The organism is Xenorhabdus miraniensis, from assembly GCF_002632615.1.
Map to the genome: position 1 here is coordinate 1 of NZ_NITZ01000033.1, position 25601 is coordinate 25601.

26 protein-coding genes and 2 pseudogenes are annotated in these 25601 nt (G+C 47.8%); 21 read left to right on the forward strand and 7 right to left on the reverse strand.

Going from position 1 to position 25601, the window contains the following annotated elements:
* Positions 1 to 69 precede the first annotated feature (69 nt).
* The 4 genes and pseudogenes from tssI to Xmir_RS29645 form a co-directional block, all read right to left on the reverse strand.
* Positions 70 to 1854, reverse strand: a complete 1785-nt coding sequence (gene tssI, locus Xmir_RS19920) for a type VI secretion system tip protein TssI/VgrG (protein ID WP_244170994.1) — start codon at positions 1852 to 1854, stop codon at positions 70 to 72.
* A gap of 13 nt (positions 1855 to 1867) precedes the next feature.
* Positions 1868 to 2287 (reverse strand): hypothetical protein, encoded by a 420-nt coding sequence (locus tag Xmir_RS25955; RefSeq protein WP_167386022.1) that lies wholly within the window; start codon positions 2285 to 2287, stop codon positions 1868 to 1870.
* A gap of 228 nt (positions 2288 to 2515) precedes the next feature.
* Positions 2516 to 2749: a hypothetical protein gene (locus Xmir_RS25960; protein WP_167386023.1), complete on the reverse strand. Its 234-nt coding sequence runs from the start codon at positions 2747 to 2749 to the stop codon at positions 2516 to 2518.
* Positions 2750 to 2751: 2 nt separating this feature from the next.
* Positions 2752 to 2975, reverse strand: a pseudogene (locus Xmir_RS29645) (Arm DNA-binding domain-containing protein); the annotation flags it as partial.
* Between the two features lie 283 nt (positions 2976 to 3258).
* Here Xmir_RS29645 and Xmir_RS19930 point away from each other — a divergent pair.
* The 9 genes and pseudogenes from Xmir_RS19930 to Xmir_RS19975 all read left to right on the forward strand — a co-directional run bounded on the left by Xmir_RS19930 (position 3259) and on the right by Xmir_RS19975 (position 12734).
* Positions 3259 to 4147, forward strand: a pseudogene (locus Xmir_RS19930) (ParA family protein).
* On the forward strand, positions 4144 to 4539 hold the full coding sequence (locus tag Xmir_RS19935; RefSeq protein ID WP_099115797.1) for a hypothetical protein: 396 nt from the start codon (positions 4144 to 4146) through the stop codon (positions 4537 to 4539). Before Xmir_RS19930 ends, Xmir_RS19935 begins: the two are co-directional and overlap by 4 nt.
* The gene (dnaB-PI, locus tag Xmir_RS19940) at positions 4523 to 5887 is read left to right on the forward strand and encodes an SPI-7-type island replicative DNA helicase (RefSeq protein WP_099115798.1); all 1365 of its coding nucleotides are present in this window, start codon (positions 4523 to 4525) and stop codon (positions 5885 to 5887) included. The genes Xmir_RS19935 and dnaB-PI overlap by 17 nt, the downstream gene beginning before the upstream one ends.
* A gap of 3 nt (positions 5888 to 5890) precedes the next feature.
* A complete protein-coding gene (locus Xmir_RS19945) occupies positions 5891 to 7468 on the forward strand; it encodes a ParB family protein (RefSeq protein WP_099115799.1) in 1578 nt (525 codons plus the stop codon).
* A gap of 75 nt (positions 7469 to 7543) precedes the next feature.
* On the forward strand, positions 7544 to 8107 hold the full coding sequence (locus Xmir_RS19950; RefSeq protein ID WP_099115800.1) for a DUF2857 domain-containing protein: 564 nt from the start codon (positions 7544 to 7546) through the stop codon (positions 8105 to 8107).
* A 35-nt stretch (positions 8108 to 8142) separates the two neighbouring features.
* Complete coding sequence (locus tag Xmir_RS19955; protein WP_099115801.1) at positions 8143 to 8397, forward strand: ParE family toxin-like protein; 255 nt, start codon at positions 8143 to 8145, stop codon at positions 8395 to 8397.
* 108 nt (positions 8398 to 8505) lie between these two features.
* Positions 8506 to 9729 (forward strand): STY4528 family pathogenicity island replication protein, encoded by a 1224-nt coding sequence (locus tag Xmir_RS19960; protein WP_099115802.1) that lies wholly within the window; start codon positions 8506 to 8508, stop codon positions 9727 to 9729.
* 280 nt (positions 9730 to 10009) lie between these two features.
* Positions 10010 to 10723 carry a PFL_4669 family integrating conjugative element protein gene (locus Xmir_RS19970; protein ID WP_099115804.1) on the forward strand — a complete coding sequence of 238 codons (714 nt, stop codon included), beginning with the start codon at positions 10010 to 10012 and terminating at the stop codon, positions 10721 to 10723.
* A gap of 13 nt (positions 10724 to 10736) precedes the next feature.
* Positions 10737 to 12734: a DNA topoisomerase III gene (locus Xmir_RS19975; protein ID WP_099115805.1), complete on the forward strand. Its 1998-nt coding sequence runs from the start codon at positions 10737 to 10739 to the stop codon at positions 12732 to 12734.
* Here Xmir_RS19975 and Xmir_RS27715 read toward each other — a convergent pair.
* Complete coding sequence (locus Xmir_RS27715) at positions 12722 to 13033, reverse strand: hypothetical protein (RefSeq protein ID WP_145956937.1); 312 nt, start codon at positions 13031 to 13033, stop codon at positions 12722 to 12724. The genes Xmir_RS19975 and Xmir_RS27715 overlap by 13 nt on opposite strands.
* A gap of 12 nt (positions 13034 to 13045) precedes the next feature.
* Here Xmir_RS27715 and Xmir_RS19980 point away from each other — a divergent pair, with 12 nt between their 5' ends.
* The 5 genes from Xmir_RS19980 to Xmir_RS20000 all read left to right on the forward strand — a co-directional run bounded on the left by Xmir_RS19980 (position 13046) and on the right by Xmir_RS20000 (position 16516).
* The gene (locus Xmir_RS19980; protein ID WP_099115806.1) at positions 13046 to 13510 is read left to right on the forward strand and encodes an STY4534 family ICE replication protein; all 465 of its coding nucleotides are present in this window, start codon (positions 13046 to 13048) and stop codon (positions 13508 to 13510) included.
* Between the two features lie 80 nt (positions 13511 to 13590).
* Positions 13591 to 13800 (forward strand): hypothetical protein, encoded by a 210-nt coding sequence (locus Xmir_RS19985; RefSeq protein WP_099115807.1) that lies wholly within the window; start codon positions 13591 to 13593, stop codon positions 13798 to 13800.
* Between the two features lie 15 nt (positions 13801 to 13815).
* Positions 13816 to 14334 (forward strand): single-stranded DNA-binding protein, encoded by a 519-nt coding sequence (gene ssb / locus Xmir_RS19990; RefSeq protein WP_099115808.1) that lies wholly within the window; start codon positions 13816 to 13818, stop codon positions 14332 to 14334.
* Between the two features lie 388 nt (positions 14335 to 14722).
* Positions 14723 to 15349: a sterol desaturase family protein gene (locus Xmir_RS19995; RefSeq protein WP_167386024.1), complete on the forward strand. Its 627-nt coding sequence runs from the start codon at positions 14723 to 14725 to the stop codon at positions 15347 to 15349.
* A gap of 18 nt (positions 15350 to 15367) precedes the next feature.
* A complete protein-coding gene (locus tag Xmir_RS20000) occupies positions 15368 to 16516 on the forward strand; it encodes a PrpF domain-containing protein (protein ID WP_099115810.1) in 1149 nt (382 codons plus the stop codon).
* 259 nt (positions 16517 to 16775) lie between these two features.
* Here the strand turns inward: Xmir_RS20000 and Xmir_RS20005 are convergent, their stop codons facing one another.
* A complete protein-coding gene (locus Xmir_RS20005) occupies positions 16776 to 17825 on the reverse strand; it encodes an Abi family protein (protein ID WP_099115820.1) in 1050 nt (349 codons plus the stop codon).
* Positions 17826 to 18440: 615 nt separating this feature from the next.
* Here Xmir_RS20005 and Xmir_RS20010 point away from each other — a divergent pair.
* From Xmir_RS20010 to Xmir_RS20035, 6 genes are all read left to right on the forward strand, one after another.
* A complete protein-coding gene (locus Xmir_RS20010) occupies positions 18441 to 18722 on the forward strand; it encodes a helix-turn-helix domain-containing protein (protein WP_099115811.1) in 282 nt (93 codons plus the stop codon).
* 150 nt (positions 18723 to 18872) lie between these two features.
* Complete coding sequence (gene pilL2 / locus Xmir_RS20015; RefSeq protein ID WP_099115812.1) at positions 18873 to 19415, forward strand: PFGI-1 class ICE element type IV pilus protein PilL2; 543 nt, start codon at positions 18873 to 18875, stop codon at positions 19413 to 19415.
* Entirely contained in the window at positions 19412 to 20113 is a 702-nt protein-coding gene (locus Xmir_RS20020; RefSeq protein ID WP_099115813.1) for a TIGR03759 family integrating conjugative element protein, read from the forward strand. The genes pilL2 and Xmir_RS20020 overlap by 4 nt, the downstream gene beginning before the upstream one ends.
* Positions 20089 to 20631 carry an integrating conjugative element protein gene (locus Xmir_RS20025; protein WP_099115814.1) on the forward strand — a complete coding sequence of 181 codons (543 nt, stop codon included), beginning with the start codon at positions 20089 to 20091 and terminating at the stop codon, positions 20629 to 20631. Before Xmir_RS20020 ends, Xmir_RS20025 begins: the two co-directional genes overlap by 25 nt.
* Positions 20628 to 22691 (forward strand): type IV conjugative transfer system coupling protein TraD, encoded by a 2064-nt coding sequence (gene traD / locus Xmir_RS20030; protein ID WP_099115815.1) that lies wholly within the window; start codon positions 20628 to 20630, stop codon positions 22689 to 22691. Before Xmir_RS20025 ends, traD begins: the two co-directional genes overlap by 4 nt.
* Positions 22692 to 22700: 9 nt before the next feature.
* On the forward strand, positions 22701 to 23459 hold the full coding sequence (locus tag Xmir_RS20035; RefSeq protein ID WP_099115816.1) for a TIGR03747 family integrating conjugative element membrane protein: 759 nt from the start codon (positions 22701 to 22703) through the stop codon (positions 23457 to 23459).
* A gap of 67 nt (positions 23460 to 23526) precedes the next feature.
* Here the strand turns inward: Xmir_RS20035 and Xmir_RS20040 are convergent, their stop codons facing one another.
* Positions 23527 to 24510 (reverse strand): IS30 family transposase, encoded by a 984-nt coding sequence (locus Xmir_RS20040; protein ID WP_099115817.1) that lies wholly within the window; start codon positions 24508 to 24510, stop codon positions 23527 to 23529.
* 162 nt (positions 24511 to 24672) lie between these two features.
* Between Xmir_RS20040 and Xmir_RS20045 the strand changes: the two genes are divergently transcribed.
* Positions 24673 to 25491 carry a S1 family peptidase gene (locus Xmir_RS20045; protein WP_099115818.1) on the forward strand — a complete coding sequence of 273 codons (819 nt, stop codon included), beginning with the start codon at positions 24673 to 24675 and terminating at the stop codon, positions 25489 to 25491.
* Positions 25492 to 25601 lie beyond the last annotated feature (110 nt).

The window sequence follows — 25601 nt, forward strand, 5'->3', positions numbered from 1 at the left end:
AGCGCTCCAGCATTAAAAACAGATCAGATTCTGCCGCACCATCAATAATGGCGTAGAGTTTTTCCTGACTCATTCGGGCTTCTCCTTTTCTTTCATTGGGCAGTGAGCGACAAACATGGCGCCTTCGCTGGCTGCGGCCAGCAGGATGGCGGGGTTAGCGGGTGCCAGTAAATCACCGGGGCTGCCACCGGAGTTCAGGTTAATCGCCGCACCTTTGATATCAATTCCGCCTGCATGCAGCACAATAAAATTTCCACCGACACTTAATGTGATTTTGCTGCCGCTTTGCAGGGTAAGATCGCCCTGCGCATCCACACTAACCACACCCTGAATTTTTTCAGCCAGATCACCTTTGAGCTGTAACGAGCGGTCACCGTCAATCTGCTCAATATAATTGCCGGTGGTTTTATGCTCCTGCTGGCCTTCTACAGTGACCTTACGGTTATTGGCTATCACCAGTTCATCGTCATGACCGATGCTGGTTGTACGGTCATAGTTAATGCGTTCCCCGCGTGAATTGCGCACCTGAATAGCAAGATTTTTCTGGGCGTGAATAAAGACCTCTTCGCGATCTTTTTCATCCTCAAAGCGCAGTTCATTAAACCCTTCGCCTTTATGGGTTTTCGAGCGGATCGACATCTGGGTCTTCGCCATTGGCAGGCGGTTTGGCGGGATGTTGTTGGCGTGATAAGCCCGTCCGACAATAATCGGTTGATCAGGATCGCCGTGGACAAAATCCACCAAAACTTCGTGACCAACACGGGGAATGGCAATCATGCCCATTAATTGCCCTGCCCACGCCTGACTGACACGAACCCAACAAGAACTGCGATCATTGAATTCACCGTACCTGTCCCAGTCAAACTGGATACGGACGCGCCCATGCTCATCACAGAAGATTTCTTCGCCTTCCGGCCCGACGACAGTAGCAATATGCGGGCCTTCCATTTGGGGTTTTGGGTAGGGGGAAGGACGATAAGAATTTTTTCGGGTGGTGAAGGTAAATTGGTTAGACAACCATGTGCCGCCATCGCCGGACTGGGTTTCATCGGCTTGTGGCTGACGGCCGGAATGGGTTATCTGAATGAGTTGCCATTGGTCGTTAAACATCTCTCTGGGGTGGTCGGTCAGGTCAAACAACTGTCCCGGCCACATGGCAAAACAGTCACCGTGACCGTTGCCAAGCTGGGTATCCCGGCGCAGGTATTCCAGACGATACTGGCTTGCCCGCTGTCCTGACTCATCATCTTTATAACGGCTGGGGAAATCGTAATAGTGATAGCTGTTCAGTCTTCGCTGATTGTCAAGATTACGGCCTTCATACCAGAACTCCCGGTTCCAGCGCGGATTCTTAAAGGTACGATCTTTGGTCGTGATATTGGCAACGCCAACCTGTTCTGACCAGCTAAACTGACGGATACAGGTTGTTGCGCCTGTCACATCGGTTTCCGGACGATAAGGGACGGAAATAACCTGATTGAGGGACAGGCAGGAATCGTGAAAAACGATACGTTGCTCGTGTTGCTCCTGATCGAAAGTGAAATAGTAAAAAATCCCTTCATCCGCCAGTAAACGCTGAATAAAGGCCAGATCACTTTCATCGTACTGAACACAAAATTCCCGTGGCGGGTGTTTGTAACCGAGCGCAAAGAAAAAACTCCGCACCCCATTTTCCCTGAGCAGGCTTTCCACAATATCCACAACGGACACCATAAACAGCGCTGCCAACACCCGATCAGATTTGTTCTCGCAGTTGGCTGTCGCCCGATTGAGCCAATGCCAAAAATGTGGGGCATGGTTTTGCAGGGTTTCCCCCGAAACGGGGGAATTGAACTCGACATCATTGGCAGGCAATAACCAATCATGTTTACGATGAGGCCGGGAATCGGCAGGTTTTCAGGTCAAATACCCCATTACTGAACCCGATTAAATGGCATTCTGGTGACTGCATTATGGGAAGCTGTAGTTTCAGGGCATCCACGGCAGCGTTAATGCCATGCGGTGAGTACGGTAGTTTCTCTTCCATAAAAGCAACGACCATTTCCCGCCGTAAATCGCGGTCACTGACCGGACGCCAGATTATACCGTCATAATGATGAACGGTTTCCGAAGCACCTTCCAGTGCCAAATCACCGTCATAACGCGCCAGTAACACTTCCCCGCGCTGGCTGGCTCCCATCTGGCATAGTGTCAGTTTGGAAAGTTCAGTATCACTGGGTTGAATAGCTGATTTTTTCTCGGTTGATGCTGGTTGATAGAGCCCCTGAGCAAAGGCCAGCTTTGCCATTTCCACACCGTTTTGTTGTCAGTAGTCGTCCCAGTCAGCTTTATGCTCTGTAGGCGGCAACATGACCCAACCATTCACCTCCCGGACTGCTTTTTCTGCCGAGATCTTGCCAATATTCACTTTGGGTTTACCGTTCTTATTCAATTCGCCGAGGCTATGCCAGTCATTATCCGCAGTCAGAATGATTTTCGTGTCCGGTCAGTGCTGTAGCGTAACCTTCGGTAATGATCACCGTGTCGGGGGCTCTTCCAGCGCTGACACGGCAATAAACGAACCTGTCTTTTTGCTGCCAGACAATAATTTTTTCGTTCCATCCGGTTTGATAATCTGCGCACCTGTAATTTTTTTATCCAGTGCTGTCAGCGCCAGCATTGATGCAGTATCGAACAGTAGTCGCTGATGAGGACAATGCGGTCCCTTTACAGTCAGATAGGGAGATTGCCCGGCGACAGTTTGTGCCATCGCTTTTTGGCTTCATCCCGTTTAGCGCGGGCATCGGCTAACGATACTGCCGGATAGACGCCAAATGCCAAACGATCTTCTTTCTTATCGGTCGGGCGGTAATATTTCATGCGCCAGTATTTTGAGCCACGTGACGAGACTTCTAAATAAAGACCACCACCATCGGCGAGTTTGTAGGTTTTTTTTTGGGCTTTGCAGTTTCGATTTGTCGTGCGTTTAGTTTCATTATTAAGGGCATTCCTGCAATCGAACGGTAAGTGCCCCGAATTATGCCCTTCGCTGCTTGTTGATTACAACAGGCGAAACTAGACGTAGAAATAGATAAGATTGTTGATTTTACTGGATTTGATACGAATTGTTTTACTAGGCTGGACTTCACTGGAAGTTGAAGTGGTGCCCGGAGGCGGAATCGAACCACCGACACGGGGATTTTCAATCCCATCGTAAGTTAACTTAATGTAAAATTCCCTAATTTGACAATTTGTACACTTAACTTATTGAGTGTACTAATGAAAATACTCCCCATCATTTCCCCCAAAGGCGGCGAAGGTAAATCCACCCATGCCGCAAATCTGGCTGGTTTTTTTGCTGATGCCGGTCTACAGACCCTCCTGATTGACGCCGATTATTCACAACCCACCTCCAGCAGTATTTTTATCCTGGACTATGAAGCCCCGGCCGGGCTGTATGAATTGCTGATGCAGACGGTGGATCTGAATCAGGCAGACGCGATCATTTCCCGTTCGGCGATTGGCAATCTCGATATTATTGTTTCCAATGATCCTGATGAGCTTCTGCCGACGGCCATGCTGCATGCCCCTGATGGGCGTCTCCGTCTGCGCAATATCCTGCAACACCCGCGTTTTCATCAGTACGACGTCATTATTATTGACTCCAAGGGGGCGACCGGGGGTGATGACCGAACTGGTAGTACTGACTGCAACTCAGTCTGTGCTGGGGATAATCAAACCCATCCTGCCCGATGTGCGTGAATTTCTGCGCGGGACGTTGCGGATGCTGACCCGCCTCAGGCCATTTGAAAATTACGGCATCCGGCTTCCGCTTATTCAGATCCTGGCGAACAGCATTGAAGGTACCAATCTGGATCGCGATACGCTCAATGAACTGACCGGTATTATCGGACAGCAACGCTACGATACGTCAGCGTTGGGTGGCAGAAAGATTTATCAGTTGCTGCGCACCCGCATTGATCTGCTGGATATCTACAAACTGGGGCATGTCCGTGCCCAGCCTGTTCATCGCCTGGAATACAAAACCGTCCGCAAAAGCCCGGCAGCGGCGCAGACGATGCACAGTCTGGCCTGTGAATTGTTTCCCGAATGGGCTGCAAAATTTGATGCGGTCCTGGTCAGTCAACCGACGGGAGACGCGCAATGAATGTTATCTGGCGGGCTGTCTGCTTTTGTTACGACAATGCGGAACTGCCGTTTACGGATGTGCAGGATGAGTGGTTTGTGTTTGTCGATGCGCCGGATCGTAAAACGGCGCTGGCAAAATTTCAGGCATTATTACCCGTTATTTGGGCTGTTTCGCCTGAACTCGTTGAGCATTTTAGTCCCCGCAGTGAAGAAGAGTTACGTGCACTGTCACTGATGCCCGGGACACCGGATGATGTGGCTCTGCTGGAATGTGGCTGGGAGAAGGGTAAACCGCAGTATTTAACCGCCAATGAAGTGCTGTTCTGGGTTTCTTCGCCCGGTCTGCAACAGCGGTTAGTACGTGCGCTTACTATTGTCAACAGGGAGGTGGAGAATGGATATGGATCATGATTTCTTACAGGCGGTCAGCAAAGAGCAGCCCAGTAATGGTTATGCAGAAGTTGCCGTGATTGGCGGGCTGGTGCTGGACAATGATCGCTGGGATGATCTTGTTCAGCTGCTGATGCCGGAAGATTTTTTCTTCCCGGCACACCGGATAATGTATCAGGCGATAGCGGAGCTGACAGAAAAAAATACGCCGTATGATTTGATCACCCTGACTGATTTGCTGTCACATCAGGGGCGTCTGGACTGTGTGGGTGGCTTTGCCTACGTCGCGGAAGTGTGTAAGAACACGCCCAGTGCCGCCAATATTGTGGAATACGCCCGCATGGTGGCAGAAAAAAGCCGCTTACGTCAGTTGCTGGCGCTGGGTAAATCCCTCAGTGTGGATGTTTTTCAACCCCATGTTCAGGCCGTTACTCTGGCTGAACAGGCGGAAAGCCAGCTGTTCAGTCTGGCAGAAAAAGGGGCGGCCAGACAACAGCAGGAAGTCACTCTGCTGCAAGGGGCGGAAGCGCTGATTTCCCATCTGGAACACATTCAGGGCAGTAACGGGATCACCGGGACACCGACAGGGTTTCAGATGCTGGATGAAATGACCTGTGGCTTACAGTCTGGCGATCTCATTCTGCTGGCTGCCCGTCCTTCAATGGGGAAAACCGCACTGGGTCTGGCCTGCTGCCTCGGTGCCCTGCGGCATCAAGACAATGCGGTGGTACAGATTTTCAGTCTGGAAATGCCGACGTCACAACTCATGCTGCGTCTGTCTGCAATGGAAGGCGGGGTTGCCTTAAGCGCCCTGCGCAGCGGGATACTGGATGACGAGCAGTGGGGACGCATCAGCCAGAGTCTGGCGCAGTTCAGCCAGTGGGATCAGCGCCTGATTATTGATGATTGCAGTTATCAGACCCCAGCTTTATTGCGTGCCCGGGCCCGCCGCTATACCCGTAAATACGGCAAACCTGCCCTGATTATGGTGGATTACCTTCAGCTGATGTGCGCGCCCGGACAGGAAAACCGGACACTGGAAATTGCCGAAATCTCCCGCAGTCTGAAAGCGTTGGGCAAAGAGCTGGACTGCCCGGTGCTGGCGCTGTCTCAGCTGAACCGGCAGGTGGAAAACCGCCCGGATAAACGCCCCAACAATGGTGATCTGCGTGATTCCGGTTCGCTGGAGCAGGACGCCGATTTGATCCTGCATCTGTACCGCGATGAAGTCTATCACGAGGACACGCCGGATGTGGGGATGGCCGAAATCATTATCGGCAAACAACGACAGGGACCGACTGGCACGGTGCGTGTGCGGTTTGACGGCCGGTATACCCGTTTTTCGGACTTAGAGAGCAGCGGGAGGTAAGTTATGGGACGCAATAACCTGAATTTAGGCAAGGCCTTGTTACAGCAGGGACGGCAGGCGGTGGCTACCCTCAATGACAGCCCGCCAATGGCAGAAATGCCGATGGTACTGACACTGGATCAACTTCGCCCGAATCCGGATAACCCCCGCACCAGCCGCAATCCACGCTATGACGATATCAAAGCCTCAATAAAAATGCGCGGACTGGATACGGTGCCGAAAGTCACCCGCGATCCGGACGGTGACGAAGTTTATATCTTCAGTGATGGCGGGAATACACGCTACCAGATACTGTCCGAGCTGTGGCAGGAAACCGGCGATGAGCGCTTCTATCGGATACATTGTTTGTTTAAACCGTGGCCGGGGCGTTTACAATGTGTGATCGGGCATCTGGCGGAAAACGAGCTGCGGGGTGACCTCAGCTTTATTGAAAAAGCGTTAGGCGTCTGCAAAACCCGAACCCTGTATGAAGCGCAGAAACAGCAGAAAATCACCCAAAGTGAGTTATCAGTGCTACTGGGTGAAGCGGGTTTTCCTGTCAGTCGCAGTTATATCAGCCGGATGGAAGATACCGTGCAGTACCTGTACCCGTGGATGCCGAACCTGCTGAATTCGGGATTGAATGTGCCACAAATCCGGGGGTTACTGGCCTTACGGCAGGATGCTGAGGCGGTCTGGCAACAGCATGTTTTCAGTATAAACCCGGAACCCGTCCTGACATTTAATGAAGTTTTTGGTTTCTGTTGTCGTAAATTTGATGCGCTGGAAGACTGGTCGCCGGCGATGTTCCGCGATGAACTGATCGGCGATTTATTACAGGCTCTGCCCCACCCGCAGCTCAATTATGACCGCTGGATACTGGAATTAGATCCGAAGGAAAGCAACCGCCGCCAACTCTTTGGCGAGCAGGCGACGACATTTGATGTGGCATCGATACCGGAAGCCACTGAGCCGGATAATGTCAGCCGGGTTCGGGTGCATAACCGGGAATCGAACTCACGAATAATTGCTCAACCTGACACTGAGACAACACACGCCCCGGCCGATAAGGCACAAGTACCTGCCACGTCCCCTCGAAAAAATCCGGTGATTCCGTCTTATCAGCCGGAGAGCGCTGATAACCTGCCTGAGTCTGTCTTGCCCGTCCCTGAGGCGGAATATCTGCATTTTGCCCAGACTGGGTTGGAGCCGGTCAGTTCGGTCTGGGATATTTCCCCGATGCAGGATGATATTGAACATCTGCAAAGCATGGCGTTCCGGCTGGCGTTTGAACTGGCGGAAGTGATGGGCTGTGACCGCGATTTACTGCCGGTGTCGGATGAGGGGGCGGCAGGCTTTTATCTGATGAATGCGCAGGAAGCGCATCCCTTTTCGCATTTATTGCTGTCGCTGACCGGGGAAATGACGACTGACAACAGTGCACTGACACTGACAGCCGTTCTGCTCGGCACCGCCGGACGGGAGGACATGCCGTTACTGGATGATACCCAGACCGTGAAGTTCCTGCGTCTTATCCGGGTACTCCGGCGTTTACGTGAACTTCAGCGTGCGGTCGCACCGGAGACGTTGACGATGTCGTGATACCGATAGGGTGCCTGCTTTTCCGTGTGTTGTTCATTCATGGTGTTTTGACTGGCCTGATAGTGGAGGAAGTAGATGAATCATTTATCGCAAGCAACCAACAGCCTGCTGATGCAGTTGGTGATGGATTTGAAGAACGGCTATATCCGCCGTTGTGAGGCACTGGGATTAGCACCCGGTGAAATGCTGATGTTGCAGCGCCTGACGATTGAGGATTTGCATTATCTGGGCAACAGCCCGGTGTCAGTGCTGAGCGTTCATATTCATCACGCCAATCTGGCCCGCATCTTACATCAGGCGCGGATTGAACAGCAGCGGATGCAACGTATTGACCGGGCACTGGAATTAGGCGGTTCGATTGAACTGATGCACTATTTTTTCGGCCTGTCGAGTCTGGAAATTGCTGCCCGGCGACGCATTGCCGGCATGACGGTGCGGCCGGGGCGGGGTTCACCCCTGACGGAAGCGGAAAACCGTGACCTGTGGCAGCGCTGGCAGGCGGCAAAGATTGCCGATGCGGACAGTGCCGACGGGCTGGATGTGATGCTGGAGATGGCCGCGCATCATCAGATTTCGCTGACCGCCGTCTGGCATGCAGTGAAGGACTGGCAGCACAGCGAAGTACCGGAACAGGCCTGACAGCCCTCGGTTAACCCTCAACAGAACAGGAAACGATGTCAGCAAAATTAACAGAAATCATGCCCGGCCTGCATGTGCCCCTGACGACACCCTTGTCACTGCGCCGCAAGGCACAACATCAGGTGAGCAGCTATCAGCGGGGCGAGCGCAATTATGTCCGGCTGAAAGAAAAGAACACCGGGTATCTGAAAATCAACGTGGGGTTGTTCTGGCGGCTGTTAAGCCGGGATAACGGGCAATCGTGGGAGCTGATGCTCCATGAACGCTATAACAATGCAATTCGTAAATAGTCCGTATTGAAGTCGTGTCATGCTGCATCTTGTTCAAGGTAACAGGGTGCAGTCCTGACATTATTTTTACCGACTCAATTTAAAAGCAAAGGCCGGAGATCAAGGATCATGATAAACCTGTCAGCAGACAGCATCATTACACACACGATTGCCAAGATGAAAATGCGTCTGGAACACCGTGCAGACGATGACATTTCACAACTTCGCAGTGGTCTGCTGTTTATGGGCAATATTCAGGATGCCTATCCCCGCCGCCTGTTACTGGATGATCGCTTGTCGCCGCTGGATAAAACCGGCTGGATGATGATCCGGCTGTATGCGTTGAATAATGAAGGTGCGGTGTTTCCCAGCTATGACGAATTGCAGGTCCTGCTGGCGTCACCCTATAAAGGCAAGGCCTCGCGTGAAACCGTCAGCCGGGTATTACTGATGCTGCGAATCACCGGCTGGCTGAGTTTATGCAAGCGTATCCGCGATGAGCAGGGTCGGGTGCGGGGCAATATCTATGCGCAACACGATGAGCCGCTGACCGGCCGTGATGCCGAAATCCTCGATCCTCACTGGCTGGATACGGTGGCAGAAGCCTGTCACAGCAAAAACCGCACTATCAGCCAGACAGCCTGGGACGTGCTGACCGACATCAAAGACGATCCGATGATGCGCCATCGTCACAGCCATCTCCGTTTGCTGGAAGAGCGGCTGAATGCCGTGCAGACGCCACAGCAACGGGTGTTGCGCCAGTCGCTTCAACAAGGCAAACAGCAAACCGAACTCAGGGAAATTAAGCCGGGTTCGGCAACTGAATCCTGTCTTCCAAAGGGGCAGAATACACTGAATTCGGATGCCGAACTCAGTCTGAAATCAACGCCTTATAGTGGTTCAGCTAAACCGAACCGTTATGTACGTTCTTTCACACACTGTGTGAATAAAAAAACCTACGTAGCACCCCAATCCGCGATTTTTCTGCCGGAAGGACTTTGCCGACAGCTGGAGCCGGACGATGTGACGATGCTGACCAGTCAGTTGCAGGCGCTGCCCGCGGAACAGGCACAGACTGTACTGAGCTGTCTGGACAAAGCGTTACGGGCCGGAAAAATCGGCAACCCGGTCGGCTGGTTGCTGACGATGATGAAACGGGCACGGGACGGGAAATTATACGGGCAGGCTGAAACTGCGGCTACCACGCCGGCTTCTGCGAAGGTACCTGTTGAATTTACTCAACCTGTTGAGCGGCCTGCTTCACCTTCCTCACAAGCCCATGTGCGCAGTGTCGTGAAAGACATCCGTCAGCGACTGACAATGGCGAAATACAGCAGTGATAATATTGATTGAAAAGTATGCGACTGTGCCCGTGGCACACAAGGATAAAAAACAGACAGTGTTGACCCGCATAACGGAGACAGAAAACCTGGCAGTGTCACCTGAACTAATAATGATTAAAAATTATACGGGTGTGCCCGTGGCACACAAGGTTAAAAAATCATCACTTCTTCTGACAACGAATAAAACCAACATTTTTCCTTTTTCCCGTAACTGGTTATTCATTGAGTTACAGCCTGTTTAGCCTTGATAGTTTGACTGACTTATCAAGGCTAAACAGGAATTTTTGTGCATGTCAGATTTGGAAGAAAAACCCGTATCCCAACCGCAGCGGCGCGCCGGCGTATTAACCTCCTCATTAACAATTGAACTGCATACCCACTACGCTATCCGGCTGTGGACCGGGCGCCGGCGGGAAGAGATCAGCAAGACACAGCCGGTGACAGAAATCCTCGGGATGCCGCAGGTGATCAAACGGGCCGGTCACATCAGTGTGGATGCCGCTGCCGATAATCCGTATGCCGATGTCTGGCTGGTGAAGCTGGAACAGGCGTTGGAAACCGCATCGGCCAATCTCAGGCAGAATCTGGCTATTTTGCAGGATACCCTGAATGCCATCCCACCGCAGATCACCTTATCCGCCGTTTCCTCTGTCGAACCGCTAAATATCGGGGTTTACAGTCATTCGCCATTAGGTTACCGCTGTGTCTGGTTGCTGGTCGGTTATGACCAGCTCGCCATGAAAACCTTTCAGGCTTTTCATTACGGGCTGATTTCACGCGCAGAACGGGATGCCTTTCTGCACAATGGCAGCCGTGTCATTCGCCAGATTTACGGTCTGGTGCGCTCTTACCGTTCACTGGCGGTCACCCGGCAGGATATTGCAGAGAAAACCCCGGCAGGGCTGGACGCCATTAAACTATTGGGTGAACCGCATCCCGATATTCTGTCAGGCAAGCAGCGTTCCGCGTTCGCCTCCCCGTTACGTTCCGAAGCGCAAGGTTAATGGAGGTGGAAAGATGCAGCTTTATTTGTGTGAAAAACCGTCTCAGGCCAAAGACATCGCCCGCGTTCTGGGCGTGAAACAGCGCGGGCAGGGCTGTCTCTTTGGTGTCGGTATCACGGTGACCTGGGCCATCGGGCATTTGCTGGAGGTGGCGGCCCCCGAACAGTATGGCGAGCAGTTTGGTCCGCCGTGGCGGCTGGAGGTGTTGCCAGTACTGCCCGTGCAGTGGCAGTGGTCGGTGAAGGCCGCGACAGCGGGACAGTTTGCCGTTATCGAACACCTGTTGAAACAGGCTGATGAGGTGATTATTGCCACCGATGCCGACCGCGAGGGAGAAGTGATTGCGCGGGAGTTGCTGGAGTATTGCCGTTTCACCGGTCCGGTCCGGCGCTTGTGGCTGTCGGCGCTGGATGAAACCAGTATCCGGCAGGCACTGGCCACCATTCTACCGGGGGAGCAGACGGAAGCTCTCTATCAGGCCGGGCTGGGAAGGGCAAGAGCCGACTGGCTGACAGGCATCAACCTGACCCGCCTGTATACCCTGAAAGCACAGGCGCTGGGCTTTGGGGAAGTGTTATCCATCGGACGGGTGCAGACCCCGGCACTGGCACTGGTAGTGAACCGGGATAAGGAAATCAGTCAGTTTGTGCCAAAACCTTACTGGCAGGTCATGGCGAAGCTGGAAAAAGACACTATCTGCTTTCAGGCTAAATGGCTGCCTGCCACGGAGGAGGGGGATGACGAAAACCGCTGTATCCGCGAGGCCGTGGCGCAGGCGGTACAGCAACATTGTCAGCAGGTCACACAGGCCACAGTGATGGCAGTCAGCAAAAAACGGGAGAAAACCCCGCCACCGCTCTGTTTTGATTTGGGGACCTTGCAGCAGACGGCGTCCCGTCTCTGGGGAATGGGCGCCAGTCAGGTGCTGGCGATTGCCCAGTCGTTGTATGAAACCCATAAAGCGACGACTTATCCGCGCACGGATTGCGGGTATCTGCCCGTCTCCATGCAGGCGGATATTCCGATCGTGTTAACCGCATTGGCGCGAACTGACCCGGCCATGACCACCATTATCAGTTCGCTGGATACACAATTAGTGTCGCGTGTCTGGAATGATAAAAAAATCACCGCCCACCATGCCATTATCCCCACACGTCACGCATTCGATCTCACTCGGTTAACAGCCGACGAGCTAAAGGTTTATCAGCTTATCCGCCAACATTATCTGGCACAATTTCTGCCGGCGCAGGAAACGGATGTGACTGACGTGACACTGGATATCGGCGGGCAACACTTCCGGGCGAAAGGGCGGGTCAATGTGATGACAGGCTGGAAAGCACTGTTTACTGATGAAACCGAAGAAGGAGCAGAAAAAGAAGCCGATTTGTCCTTACCCGTGCTGCATCAGGGTGACCGATGTCAGATAGTTGAAGCCAAAACCCAATCACTACAGGCCAAACCGCCGGTCCCGTTTACCGAAGGTACGCTGATTGCGGCGATGAAAAATGCCGCCAGCCTGGTCAGTGATCCACAATTAAAGCAGGTTTTGCGTGAGAGTGCCGGATTAGGCACGGAAGCGACCCGTGCAGGCATTCTGGATACGTTGTTTAAACGTCAGCTGATTGAGAGAAAAAAGAAAGCCATCCATGCGACGCCACTGGCGCAGGAGCTGATTGCCAGGCTGCCTGAAGTGCTGACCAGTCCGGGCATGACCGCGTTATGGGAGCAGTCACTGGATGATATTGCGCAGGGCAAGGTATCGCTGGCGGTATTTATGCAAAAACAGGCGCAATGGCTGCTGCATTTAGTGGAACGGGGTAAAGCGCAACCCTTTCATCTGACATTATCGAAAACGCCGGAATGCCTGAACTGTGGTGGCCGGATGCGACAACGGCAGGGGAAAACCTCACCATTCTGGGGCTGTGTGAACTATCCGGCCTGCAAGGGGATGCTGAATGACAAAGCGGTAACACAATCGCGTAAAGCCCGGCGGAAAAATCAGAACGCATGAAGATCTGATTGTTGATTGACGCGCTGACGGGATGTCTGAAAAATCAGTCTGTTTCCTGAAGATCGATGAGCCTGCAACGATCGCCTCCGGGTGGCTGCCAAACTCCCGTAGCCTGCAAGGGAGCGCTTTAACGCGGTACATCTGCACACCTTTGGAAGCAGATATTGCCGGTTCAAGGCAATGAAGGTTTTTTTATTCTTTATCAGAACGTCAGCAACGTATGCGCCTGACATCCGGCGGGAAAAAATCTTCCCGTCAGGGGAGAAGGTTTTCTCCGTCACATCGTATTTTACCTCCATGGAGAACATCGTATGTCTGAGAACACCACATCTTTAACCAAAAACGACTATTTCAACCTGAATATCAAGGGACTGGGCTATCTGAATAATATCCGCCATGTCAGCACCGCCAGTGGCACGTTCCTGAGCTGTGTGATCAATGCGTTAAATGGCCCGGGTGATAATCCGGTCTATGTGCGTTTTGATATTACCGTGGTCGGCAAGGAGGCGACCAGTCTGGTCGGTCGTTGCCAGAAAGCGGTGGACGAAGATAAAAAAGTGTTGCTGGGCTTTACCCTAAGTAACCCTTCTACCGATATTTTTACCCTGAAACGCGGCGATCATGCCGGTGAACAGCGCGTCAGCCTGAAAGCCCGTCTGATTAAAGTGGACTGGATTAAAATCGGTCAGGAGAAAGTGTATCAGGCCGAACAGTCCGACTCACTGCCGCCTCAGAACGGTATCACGCAAAAAGAATATGCAGAAAATTCATTCTGATATTCTTTCATTATCCATCCGGCCTGCTCTGAATCACCGTATTCAGGGCAGGCTCTTTTATCACAGAACAGGATACCGTTATGAATGTTGCACCGATTGGTGTGCTGGCACTGCAATATTGCCATAAGCAGTTACCGTTAGCTGTCTTACAAAGTCGTGCGGGATTTTATATCGGCACGATGGAGGCGGGAGTGCCGTGCTCCCGTGAATCAACCGAATATTTTGCCAGCCGGGAGCAGGCAGAATTGGCCCTGCAACAAGGGCGCTGGACACAACGTCAGTCAGCATAACAGGAGGAAAATAGCATGTCTTCACGTGGGATCAATAAGGTCATTTTAGTAGGTTATCTGGGGCAAGATCCGGAGATCCGTTACCTGCCAACCGGTGGCACTGTGGCAACGCTGTCACTGGCCACGTCAGACAATTGGCGGGATAAACAAACCGGCGAAATCCGGGAGAAAACCGAATGGCACCAGGTGGTGATCTTCGGCAAATTAGCAGAAATCGCAGCGGAGTACCTGAAAAAAGGGGCTCAGGTCTACATTGAAGGTCAGTTGCAAACACGCAAGTGGCAAGACAACCAGGGACAAGATCGCTATTCAACGGAAGTGGTGGTCAATATGAACGGCACGATGCAGATGCTGGGCAGCCGTGGTGATACAAAGCCAGTAGCTAAGCAACAGATCGCACCGAAACCCGTCCAGAAGCCACAACCTTCTCAACCGGCTAAGGCTAAAAAGGAGCGCGCGCCAACACAAATGGCACAGCTTTCAGCTTTGCCGGAAGAAACGGAGGAAATGGAGTGGGATGAAATTCCATTCTGAGTGTTTTTTTATTATTATCAACAGATCGCCCTGTTTTAACAGGGCTTGTTTATTTATCAAGCTAATGGTTTTTTTTATCCATAATAACTATATAAAAAAGGTGAGATCCTGATCTGACTCATTTAAGACGTTGATAGGATTTTAATGTATTATTAATGCCTTGCATTTATTTGTTTTTTATTTATGCCTTGTTGATTTGTAATTAAGTACACTTTCTAGGTTTTTTAATTAGGAAATTTAAAAGTGAAAGGTGCATGATGGTTGATTATATTCTTTTTTTTTTTGGTTTTTATTTATTTTCATCATTGATATTATTGTTTACATAAGAATAGATTACACACCTGATAAATATAATCGTCATTGGAAAAATAACTTTTTTAATTTCTTGTTGACAAGAATAGTATCTCTTTTATTCATAGTTCCTGTTGTTTTTTATGCAAGCCACCATCCTTTAACACATGTATTATCTTATACTGGAGATACTTCATCTTTATTAGATGTTTTTATAGGCGTTATCATCCTTGACCTGTCAGGTTACATATTTCATCGCATGAGTCATAAAAATAAATTTATGTGGAGATTCCATGAAATTCATCATCTTGATGAGGTTTTAGATGCCACAACAGGGCTGAGGGTTCATTTTGTAGAGTTAATCTTACATATGTTTTTTAATTTGGTAATAATTTTCCTATTAGGAATATCGTTAGAAACCATTTTAGTTCATTCTGTTTTTGGATACATTATTGCTATTTTTCATCACTCAAGAATTAGGTTGCCCATTAAATCAGAAAAATTACTATCTTATTTAATTACAACACCAAGATTTCATGAGGTTCATCATGATAAAGGGTACAAAAATAGCAATACAAATTATTCATTTATATTTACTGCCTGGGATAGGTTATTGAATACTTATCATAGTAAAACTTTTAAGAAAAATTGGAATTATGGTTTAGCCTACCAAAGAGATGTGGATACGATCGAATCCATATTAAGACCTTTAAAGAAATATTGATTTCACAATGGTGACTTTATGAAAAAAATATCCACCCCAATTAAGATACCACTCTATTATGTCAGAGGTGGAACTTCCACCGGTATCGTTTTGCTACAGAAACATTTACCAGAAGAGAAAGAAGTAAAAGAAGAAATTATTAGACATATAATGGGAGTGCCTTTAGATGGAGCAATTAAAAATAATAAACAACTACATGGATTAGGTAGAGAAAAAACAACAAGTAATAAAGTTTTTATCATTGATATAGATTATCAGTCTAAAAAGGTGATTAGCACTTTTGCACAACTTGAAAAAGACAGTAATACAGTGTCATGGGATATTAATTGTGGGAATATGACCTCATCCATCCCATTGGTTATAAGAGATTTACTCGAAGATAAATTGCTAATGCCTGATGGTAAGTTGAATATTTATAACACAAATACGCATAAGAATATTTTATGTACAATGCCTGATGTATCTCCTAAATACCAATTAACAGATATGCCTGGTGTTATTGGTGATTTTCCCGAAGTTAACGTCTCCTTTAAAGATCCTGCATGTTCAAAGACAAAATCTCTTTTTCCTACAGGGAATTTAATTGACTCATTTAATAATATTCTAATTACTTGTATAGACGTTGTTGTGCCGATGATCATTATCAATGCAGAAAGTTTAGGGATCACTGGTTACGAAAATGCCTATGAAATTGAAAATAATAAGGCATTACAAGATAAGATTATGGAAGTAAGGCTTAGCATGGGTGTTAAGATGGGGATTACTAAGAAAGACGGGACAGTGATGAGTGAAACGGATCTAAAACAGTCTATAACTCAGCCTAAAATTGCCATTATTTCTCCTCCCCTAGATAGAGGCGACATTAACATCAGATATCTTACTCCCAAAAGTGTACATTCATCTATTGCGGTATCTGGTGGTTGTTGTTTAGCGGCTGCCTGTTGTTTTTCTGGAACTGTTGCAAGTCACATATATCATTCTTATAACGATAATTCTATAGTAAATATTGAACACTTATCTGGGATATCTGAATTTAGCATCACTCGTAATGGTAAGCATATAGAATATACCGGCGTACAGAGAAATGCTCAGATTCTGATGAAAGGCGAATTCTTTATTTATAATCCTAGTCTTGAGCTTGACAGCGCTATGAGAAATTTTACTTAATGAAATTCGTATAGGCCATTTTTTTATTTTATCTGACTTTTTAAACTAAATTCAAAACTGGATTTTGCATTTTTGTATGGTTAGTATTTTTTGTTGATTATAAATGAAATTGATTTCTTCAGCTTAAGTAATCGTTATACATAAACAAACCGACTTTGTGCTATGATTTATTCATTACGTATAAGATCCAATAATTCTCATTCATATTTTCACATAGTCGGTAAGTTAAAACTTAAAACTAAAGTATTTGAATTACAAATTACACTTTGATAATCTTTTTTGCATTGGGATAACGTCCAGTGCTCGATTCTGGGTGATATTTCACCAAATCATTTTGTTGATATGTATCAATTTCATCATGAAGTTCTTCTTTTCTTCCAAAAAATATCGCCTTATCTTTTTTGCTTTTTATTAAGATGTGATTATCCGAAATATGAACAATTTCTCCGGTATGAGAAGAGTCTAAAATGACTAATTTTCTCCAATCTTTATTGATTTGCAGTGATGATATTCCTTCAGGAAGTTGTTTATTTTTCCAGAGTGAGTGAAGGCTGCATAACTCTGCCATTTTCTGGTTATTTTCAATAATATCTAATAGCTTAAGATTGGAAGGGTTTATCCAATAAATAATTTTTAAACAACGTTCGTAATGCTCAATCACTTTATTGATAATATCTTCAACCTGATACGCTTTTTGATCACGCCACAAAGGTTCATGATGAGAGAGCCGGTTACGAATTTTGTTAATTTCTTTTAGCTCATTACCAATGCTGTTAATCGATAGTGGGCGGCCTGTTTGTGTATTCAATGCGTTTGGGAAAACTGAACCTCGTAAATGAGGCCAAAGTACTAAGTAAGGTTTTTTTTGAATATCAAAATCATTTCTGACCATAGAAACCCAGAAACCAAAGGTCAGTTTGGCGATAATATTTTCAGGCGTATGAGGTTTTTTCTCTTTCTCTAACTGACTTATGGCTGCCTGAATGCCTTTATAAGCACCGGGGTTATTCCGTTGTGTGAACGCAGTGACGAACCAATGGTGGTCTATTTTGGATTTTTTCTCTGCCCAAACATGGCTGGCAAAATTGCGTTCAATCCGTTCTTCTTCATATTGAATATAAGACTGATAGAGGGCGTTGCGTAATGAAACTTCAATGACTTGTAACGTAGGTAAGAAAACACTGGCCAGTTGTTTATTCCATAAATAAACACCTAAACATTGTTCAGGGGATTTCCCACCAAGAACAGGTGACTGATAAGTGGCAAATCTGGAGGCGGAAAGTGATTGGGTAATTGCTTCAATAGTCATTATCTTACGGCGTCCTTTGTGAGTTTGGCACAGTATACCGTTTGTTTTATTCAGATTTACAGAACCGATCACATACATTGACGTGTTTTATTGCGTGTTATATAATCTGCAACCAGAGGAAACTCTACTTGTGTAAGCACCCGCCCCTACTCGTTGTGATGGTCGGAGTGTGAAGAATATCTTTCAAAAAAGGCTCCTGAAGGGGCCTTTTTTGATCCTGATGAGTAGTATGGGAATAACCATTAATAAATATTTTTTCGTTTGCCATCTTGAATATCAGGATAATATGTAAAATCTATGATATTGATATTTAAGTTTTTTTCAATATTGGTTATTTCACTTACCCAATTTACTTATTGGACTTACCTGTTCGATTATTGAATTAGATAACGTAATTCGTTAAAGTAGAAACGCTATCAGCAAAATCTGATAGTCAGGGATTAGCAACCCTGAAAGGTCAATCCACTGGTAGGTAGTTTCTACCAGTGTGCCTGCTGTCGCCCTTTCAATGGCGGTTCAGGCAGGGGAGACTCACGTCTCGCCGGATCGATTGACCTCCGGTATTGCTAACCCTGTCTGAACCACCACCAATAATCCACAGAAGGGGAAGCAGGTATGACTCACACTCACCAAGACTGGCACCCAGCCGAAATTATTTGTGCATTACGCAAACGTGGTACGACACTCGCCGCTTTATCCCGCGAATCGGGACTCAGTTCTTCTACCCTGGCAAATACCTTATCCCGCTCATGGCCCAAAGGGGAACTGATCATCGCCACCCGTTTGGGCATGGAACCCGCTGAAATCTGGCCCAGTCGTTATTTCGATGACTACGGCAATTTTATTGAACGAAAAATCCGTCAGCCGGTTGATGAAAGCCAGCCAGTGGCTGAATAACGCGCTGATAAAAACCATCACATTGACACATAATAATGTCTGTTTCAGCATATTAATTTTCAGCAAATACAGTTGAGTTGTTCATTGAATAAATTACCGGGTTTCCTGCATAGTCGGTGCTATTGATGACTGAGCAGGAACCTGACCGGAATGAAAATAAATGTGTTAATGAGCCTGATAGCGCTCATGCTGACCGGATGCACAGCTTGTGTAAAACCCCCGCCTCAACCTCCAGAAGAAATTTTTCCTTCCGTTACGCGGACACAAAACATGCAAACTGTTTTACCGGATATTTATCAGAAAACACCCGAAGTTGTCCGCTACGGTCGTTATGTACTGGTGAGTATCGATCCGACAGCAGCACAGCGTGATCCGCTTTCCCAACTGATTGATATTCAGCTCCCCACATCCCAGAATCCCACGGTGGCTGATGCCATGCGTTATGCACTGCGTCAATCCGGCTACACACTGTGTATGCCTGAAAATACCAATAACATCTTATACCGTCAGCCGCTGCCGTCAGTGCATGCCCAGTTAGGCCCCCTCCGGTTACGCACGGGATTGCAGGTGATGGCGGGTCCGGCCTGGCAACTGGAGGTGGATGCGGTGCAGCGCAAAGTTTGTCACCATTTGCGACAGGGCTATCAATTACCGGATCCAGCTAAACAATCTCAACAGGAACAAACATCATGAGATTGAACCGGACCGTGCTCTTGATGTGGATGCTGCTGAGTCATTCTGTGTGGGCAGCCACACCGGCACCGTTAACTTCACAGCAGACACACACGACAGAAAGCCAGCCGCAACCCCTGAACCATCAGGCTGAACAGTGGCAGTTAAGTGCCGATGAATATCAGCGTTATCAGCACCTGATGAACGGGCCACGGGGTATCCAGTCGCCGGGGCTTGACCCGTTGACAACATTAGGCATTGAAGCCCAAAGCGATACTGAACGTCGTCATTATGCTGAACAGTGGGTTAAATCAGAGTTTGCCCGTACCGAAAAAGAACTGCGTTTCCAGCGGGAAGTGGATGCGGCCTGGCAGCGGTTGTTTCCGGATGTACTGCCGGTCAATATGGAAAAATCACGTGAAACAAGTGGCCGGCTGGCGTTGTTTGTCAGAGCCAAAGATTGTCCATCATGTGAAACCCGTTTAGCCGACGTGCTGGCGGCAAAGCAGCCGGTGGATATCTATCTGATGGACAGTCAGGGCAATGACGACACGCTGCGGCAGTGGGCTAAAGCGCATCGCATTCCGGTTGAACAGGTACGCAACCGGCAAATCACCCTGAATCATGATGCAGGGTACTGGTTCCGGTTCGGCAAGGGGTTGATGCCGGTATTACTGCGACAAGGAGAACAGGGATGGCATATCACGTCATTACCATGAAATGGCTGAGTCTGTTGCCCATTATCAGCCTGTTATGGATCAATACCTGCCAGGCTGAACTCAATGTCATTGCTGATTTAGGCGGCAAAGATGCCACGCCCTTTTACGAAGGTATCAATGCTCAGCAAAGCAGTCAATCTTTGCCATTGGTACAGCATTCCGCACCAGAGATGGCGGGGGAAGCAGCCATGTTGCCTGTCAACACACCAGAACTGACACCGGGAACAGTCGCAAACCGATCGCTGCAATTGCCGGGGGTTGGGGCGTTATTTCTGATTGGCGATGATCCTGAATCACGTCAGTGGCTAAGCCAGCATGCTGAGCGGCTTAAGCAATTACATGCCGTGGGACTGGTCGTCAATGTCAGTACGATAACAGGATTACAGTCATTGCGGGCATTAGTGCCGGATTTGCTGCTCTCACCGGCTTCCGGCACAGAGCTGGCTCGTCGTTTGCAGTTACAACATTATCCGGTGCTAATCACTGAAAACACACTTACGCAGCAGCCTTCACTATGAGCCGTCGTTATGTGGTTGAAGCCCTGTTACGCCCGGCTGTCGAGCTGAATACGGCAGTGGTCTCAGCCGTTGCTGCGTTTATCTGCATCCGGGCACCCTGGGCCATCGCGCTGGCTCCTTCAGTCAGTTATGTCATGGCCAGCGGTTTTGCGGTATTAGCAATGATACGCACATGGCAGGGCATTCAGGTTATCCGTTATCGCAAAAATCTGCGCCGCTTGCCGCGTTATCAGATGAGCACAAAACAGATCCCCATCAGTCACCTACGTTTATTTCTGGGTAAGGGCTTTCGCTGGCAGCAGAAGCATACCCAGCGTTTGCAGGATACGCGGCGACCCGAAGTCGAGCGGTTTGTGCAGCCGTCCCGGTTCTATCAGCTTGCCCGTGCACTGGAACACCATACCGAATACCGGTGGCCTGAGCTATCTGCGCTGTTACGCCAGGATTCGCCGTTAAATCCGGTACGTCCGCTACCGCCTGTTGGCGGTAATTCTGTGATCCACGGTATTGAGCCACAGGAAGCGGACGTGTTTATGGATCTGCGTGAGCGGGTCGGACATACCCTGGTGATGGGCACCACCCGTGTGGGAAAAACCCGGCTGGCTGAACTGCTGATAACCCAGGATATCCGGCGCGGTGAAGTGGTGATTGTCTTCGATCCCAAAGGCGATGCCGACCTGTTAAGACGCATCTGGGCAGAAGCGCACCGGGCCGGACGTGGCAGTGAACTGTCCCTGTTTCATCTGGGCTGGCCGGAAATTTCGGCCCGTTATAATGCGGTCGGGAGGTTTGGCCGGGTTTCGGAGGTGGCGTCCCGTCTGGCTGGGCAGTTGAGTGGCGAAGGGAACAGTGCGGCGTTTCGTGAATTTGCCTGGCGGTTTGTCAATATTGTTGCCCGTGCATTGGTGGCACTGGGGCACCGGCCGGATTACACGCTGATCACGCGTTACGTCAATAACATCAGTGAACTGTATCAGCTCTATGCCACCAAAGTGATGACAGACAGGCAACCTGCTCTGTTGGAGCAAATCAATCAGTTCCTCGGCAAGCTGAAAGAAAAAGATATCCCGCGCAATATGCAGGGGCAGCCGGATTCGTTCCGGCTCTGGGCAATGGAAGTGACGCTGAGTTCAGACGCAGGTAAGCAACTCTATGACCCGATCCTGGACGGGTTACGTTCTGCCGTGCGTTATGACCGCACCTATTTTGATAAAATTGTCGCCTCCCTGCTGCCTTTATTGGAAAAACTGACCACCGGCAAAATTTCAGAACTGTTATCACCGGATTATCTCAATATGGCCGATTTACGCCCGATTTTCGACTGGGAGCAGGTGATCCGCAAGAACGGGATTGTCTATATCGGGCTGGATGCACTGTCTGACAGCGATGTGGCCTCGGCAGTGGGTAACAGCATGTTTGCGGATTTGGTTAGTGTCGCCGGGCAGATTTATAAATACGGTATGAATGCAGGATTACCGGTACGTCAGGACGGGAAGCTCGCGATTAACCTGCATTGTGACGAATTCAACGAACTGATGGGCGATGAATTTATTCCGCTGATTAATAAAGGCGGCGGTGCCGGTATGCAGGTCACGGCCTATACCCAGACCTCCTCCGATATCGAAGCCCGCATCGGTAGCCCGGCCAAAACGGCGCAGGTGATTGGGAACTTCAATACCCTGATTATGCTGCGGGTGCGGGATAACCGGACGGCAGAACTGCTCACCAGCCAGCTGCCCGAAGTGGAAATCTACAGTAAGACCCTGGTCTCCGGGCATTCCGATATTGCCGATGTCGAACAGGGGCAGGATTTTACCTCGTCCACGCAGGACCGGGTCGGCACCGTCAAAACTCCGCTGGTGACGCCGGCTGAGATGATTAATTTGCCGAAAGGACAGGCATTTGCACTACTGGAAGGCGGGCAGTTGTGGAAAATTCGTATGCCGTTGCCCACCGGTGATGACGATGATGACCTGATGCCGGCCAATTTGCAGAAAATCGCTGAGCATATGCGGCGGCACTACCGCACCAGTGAAAACTGGTGGGAAGAGAAGGGGTAATTTCACGTCATGGCACAGTCAGAAAACCCGTCCCGAGCCGCTTCCCAACCGCCCCGCAAGCATGGCCTGTTGTATCGTGTGTTATGGGAATGGCCGTGGCAACTTATTGGATTTATTGTGATGTCGTGGCTATTCAGTCTGTTACTGGAATACCTCGGCATGACTTTTGTCTGGCCGGACGAGGGCACAGCTCACAGCCAGACGATGATGAAAACGGAACTGCAATTTTTATCCACGGAATTTACCCGGAGCCTGTTGTTATCAAATCCCGCACAAATGGTTTCTGACTGGCTGACACAAGCCTATCAATGGTTGTTTGTCGACAGTGGTTTTATGCACTGGATACAGGGGCAGCGGCACTATCAGCTCAATATCCGCAATGATTTTATGCGTGAATTCAATGCGGTATTACATGGGGTATCGGGTTATTTGCGGGAATATTGTCTGGCTACCGTGTTTATCACGATGGTGACGCTGATCCGGTTGGCTATTTTGGTGCTATCCATTCCACTGTTTGTGATGGTGGTTTTGGTCGCGCTGGTTGACGGGCTGGGACGACGGGATTTACGCCGGTATGGCGCAGGCTATGAATCGAGTTTTGTTTACCATCATGCCAAGCGGGGCATTAAACCCGCCTGCACGATCCCCTGTGTGCTGTATTTATCCTGGCCGGATGTGGTGTATCCCACGGTGATATTGTTGCCTGCGGCACTCTTGCTGGGGATGGCGGTGATGATCACCACATCGATGTTTAAGAAATACATTTAATACTCAGGGTAATAGAATACAAATATTGTAGTAGCGATTTAATCATAATGTTTCTTGGATTCACATATTAAGCGCAACACCATAATGAACGAAGTAAATGAGCTTGTGTTCCTTTAAATAACTCATTCGGTGTTCTGTAATCACGTGTTTTACGAGGACGATTGTTTAAACGGTTTGCGACCAAGTTAATCTCTAGCTCCGATACCTTATTAAAATCGGTTCCTTTTGGAAAGTAATCTCTGATTAATCCATTCGTGTTCTCATTTATTCCTCTCTCCCAAGGGGAATAGGGGTGAGCAAAATAAATTTTTGTCTCTAAATTTTTACTTATACGTTCGTGTTCGGCAAATTCGAGACCATTATCAAAACTGATTGTTTTAAATTTATTTTTTATCCGTGATAAGTGTTTCGTTACTGCTTTTGCGACACCTTCTGCTGTTTTATCTTTAAGCTTAATGATGATAGTAAATAACGATTTCCGTTCAACTAAGGTCAATAACGCACTTTTATGATCTTTGCCCACAATAGTATCGCCTTCCCAATCACCAATACGTTGCTTTTTATCCATACATTTTGGGCGTTTTTCAATGCTGATTCTGTTTTTGATTTTACCTCTACACTCATGGCTTCCATAGCGTTTACGATACGGTTTTTTAGCCATCCTGAGATGCTGCCATAAATCACCACCATTAATTTTATCCTTGTAAATCAATCTATAAATTGTTTCATGATGTAAAGATATTATCTTTTCCCTTTTTAGGTAACCGACTGTTTGTTCAGGACTTAAATCTTGCCAAATTAACTGTTTAATCAACTTTGTTATCTCGGATGTCACTTTTACTGCTTTTATCGCAGTATGGCGGCGCTCTGAGGTTTTAAGCTGAGCCTGTTTAGGGCAGTATTTTTGTGCTTTTCTGTTTCGTTTCAACTCTCTACTAATTGTTGATGGAGCGCGATTTAGTGATGTTGCAATAAAGCGTTGTGTAAAACCGGCTTTTTTTAAACTAAAAATCTGATATCTTTCTATTTCGGTCAGTTGTGTATAGGTCATAGTGCATTTTCCTTTGGCGAGAAAGATGCCTACTATAGCAACTGACCGCCTTTCTTAGAAATTGCACTTATTAGGCGAATCCAAGTTTTACTAATATTTATTTATTGCCTAGTATTTTGTTATGTGGAAATACTTGGTTATCTCTGATGAGGTTTTTATTCTATGTTGGTTTCTTCTTATGATTTTTACCCATGTTTATCAGTTATTAAAATCCTGCCTTCTTGGATAAAGCAAAATGGTAGTACTAAGCTATTTGAAAAATGGCAGAAATCTTTTGTTTCTTTCTTTGCTAAAGACGAATTTAGCATGAAGAGTGCATCACTTATTGGCAGCGGTTTTTTATATATGCTTGATGGGAAACATCCTTGTATTGTTACAGCTGCACATGTAGTACATGACTTGCAAAAATGCTCAGTGCCTTTTTTTTCCATTGAGGGGGATAAATATATTTTTCATAAATTAAACGTTCTTTATAATGATAAGAAAGATTATGCGATAATCCCTTTTTCTGAAGAAATGCTCGCCCTTGAAAAGAGTTGGCTTTTTTTTAGTTCTGATGAAAGACCATTAATGAATAAAACTTCGTCTTTTGTCATAATGGGGTATCCATCATCAAAAAATGCTCTTCATATTGATAGGACTAATAAAGGATTATATCCTTACAATATTACATTTCATAGTTTTCAATATAATAAAGAAAATGAAGATGTATATTTTTGGCTTGATGAAAAGGCTAAAAACAAAAATATAATATTTGAAGAGAGAAGTATTTCAAAATCTTTACCATTACCCTCTTGGCGAGGAATGAGCGGCTGTGTTATTGCTCAAATTATGGAACATCAGATTACAGGAGATTTTACACTTAGGGCTGTGGGTATACTTAAAGAGCATAAGAAAAGACTCAAAGATAAATATTTAGTTGGCTGCACATTTGTTCCTTTTGCTGACGAAGTTAACACTTACATTAGAAAGTACATATAAAGAATCTAATATAAGTTGATCAGATAAACTATCTGCATTGGTGTTATAATCGTTAATCTGATGACTTTCCGACTGTTCTTATGAAATCGAATATCACGCTGTCTGAACCT